Origin of the sequence: Streptomyces parvus (genome assembly GCF_014648875.1) — a bacterium.
Classification (GTDB): domain Bacteria; phylum Actinomycetota; class Actinomycetes; order Streptomycetales; family Streptomycetaceae; genus Streptomyces; species Streptomyces parvus.
The window spans coordinates 1-1827 of record NZ_BMRY01000037.1 but is presented as its reverse complement, the minus strand read 5'-3'; the positions used below and the strand labels follow the sequence as shown (position 1 = coordinate 1827).

At 69.3% G+C, this 1827-nt stretch carries 2 protein-coding genes; both read right to left on the bottom strand.

Features of this window, described 5'->3' with window-relative positions:
• A complete protein-coding gene (locus tag IE140_RS35665; protein ID WP_189461100.1) occupies positions 1-963 on the bottom strand; it encodes an electron transfer flavoprotein subunit alpha/FixB family protein in 963 nt (320 codons plus the stop codon).
• A gap of 66 nt (positions 964-1029) precedes the next feature.
• Positions 1030-1815 carry an electron transfer flavoprotein subunit beta/FixA family protein gene (locus tag IE140_RS35660; protein ID WP_093437863.1) on the bottom strand — a complete coding sequence of 262 codons (786 nt, stop codon included), beginning with the start codon at positions 1813-1815 and terminating at the stop codon, positions 1030-1032.
• Between the last annotated feature and the right edge of the window lie 12 nt (positions 1816-1827).

Genomic DNA, 1827 nt, shown 5'->3' with positions numbered 1-1827 from the left:
TCAGCCCTTGCGGGTGTTGATCTCGTCGGTGAGCTGGGGCACGACGGCGAAGAGGTCGCCGATGACGCCGTAGTCGACGAGTTCGAAGATCGGGGCTTCGGCGTCCTTGTTGATCGCGACGATGGTCTTCGAGGTCTGCATGCCCGCCCGGTGCTGGATCGCTCCGGAGATGCCGGAGGCGATGTAGAGCTGCGGGGAGACGGACTTGCCGGTCTGGCCGACCTGGGAGGTGTGCGGGTACCAGCCGGCGTCGACCGCGGCGCGCGACGCGCCGACCGCGGCACCCAGCGAGTCGGCGAGGGCCTCGATCAGCGGGAAGTTCTCCGCGCCGTTGACGCCACGGCCGCCGGAGACGACGATCGCGGCCTCGGTCAGCTCGGGGCGGCCGGTCGACTCACGCGGGGTCCGGGAGGTGACCTTCGTGCCGGTCGCGCTCTCGCCGAACGACACGGGCAGGGCTTCGACGGTTCCGGCGGCGGGGGCGGGCTCGACCGGGGCGGAGTTCGGCTTGACCGTGATCACCGGAACACCCTTGGAGACCCGGGACCTGGTGGTGTAGGAGGCGGCGAAGACGGCCTGCGTCGCGACGGGGCCCTCGTCACCGGCTTCCAGGTCGGTGGCGTCGGTGATGATGCCGGAGCCGATCCGCAGCGCGAGACGGGCGGCGATCTCCTTGCCCTCGGCGGAGGACACCACCAGCACCGCGGCCGGGGAGACCGCCTCGAACGCGGCCTGCAGCGCGTCCACCTTCGGTACCACCAGGTAGTCCGCGAACTCCGGGGCATCAGCGGTCAGCACCTTCACCGCACCGTGCTCACCCAGCACACCCGCGGTCGCCTCCGCGCCGGCGCCCAGGGCGACGGCGACCGGGTCACCGATGCGACGCGCCAGCGTCAGCAGCTCCAGGGTGGGCTTGCGGACCGCACCATCCACATGGTCGACCAGAACCAGAACTTCAGCCATGACAACGCACTCCAGACGAGAGGAAGAGAGGGAGGGGAAGAGAGAGGAAGGACCGCGCGTGCGGGATCAGATGAACTTCTGGCCCGCGAGGAACTCGGCGAGCTGCTTGCCGCCCTCACCCTCGTCCTTCACGATCGTGCCCGCGGTGCGCGCCGGACGCTCGGTCGCCGAGTCGACCGCCGTCCAGGCACCCGCCAGACCGACCTCGTCCGCGTCCAGCTCCAGATCCTCCAGATCCAGGGACTCGACCGGCTTCTTCTTCGCCGCCATGATCCCCTTGAACGAGGGGTAGCGCGCCTCGCCGGACTGGTCGGTCACCGACACCACCGCCGGCAGCGACGCCTCAAGCTGCTCGGTCGCGGTGTCGCCGTCACGGCGCCCGGTCACCACACCGTCGTTCACCGACACCTCCGACAGCAGCGTCACCTGCGGCACACCCAGACGCTCCGCCAGCAGCGCCGGCAGCACACCCATCACACCGTCCGTCGAGGCCATACCGCAGATCACCAGGTCGTAGCCGGTCTTCTCGACCGCCTTCGCCAGCACCAGCGACGTGCCCATCACATCCGTGCCGTGCAGATCGTCGTCCTCGACGTGAACCGCCTTGTCCGCACCCATCGACAGCGCCTTGCGCAACGCGTCCTTGGCGTCCTCCGGACCCACCGTCACCACGGTGATCTCCGCATCGTCCGCCTCGTCCGCGATCTGCAACGCCTGCTCGACCGCGTACTCGTCCAGCTCCGACAGCAGACCGTCGACATCCTCACGGTCCAGCGTCAGGTCATCGGCGAAACGCCGGTCACCGGTCGCGTCGGGCACGTACTTCACACAGACAACGATCCTCAAGCTCACGCCGGCTCTCCT

Coding starts and splice junctions, on each gene's coding strand:
- IE140_RS35665 (WP_189461100.1), bottom strand. CDS start 963: ATGGCTGAAGTTCTGGTTCTGGTCGACCATGTGGATGGTGCGGTCCGC.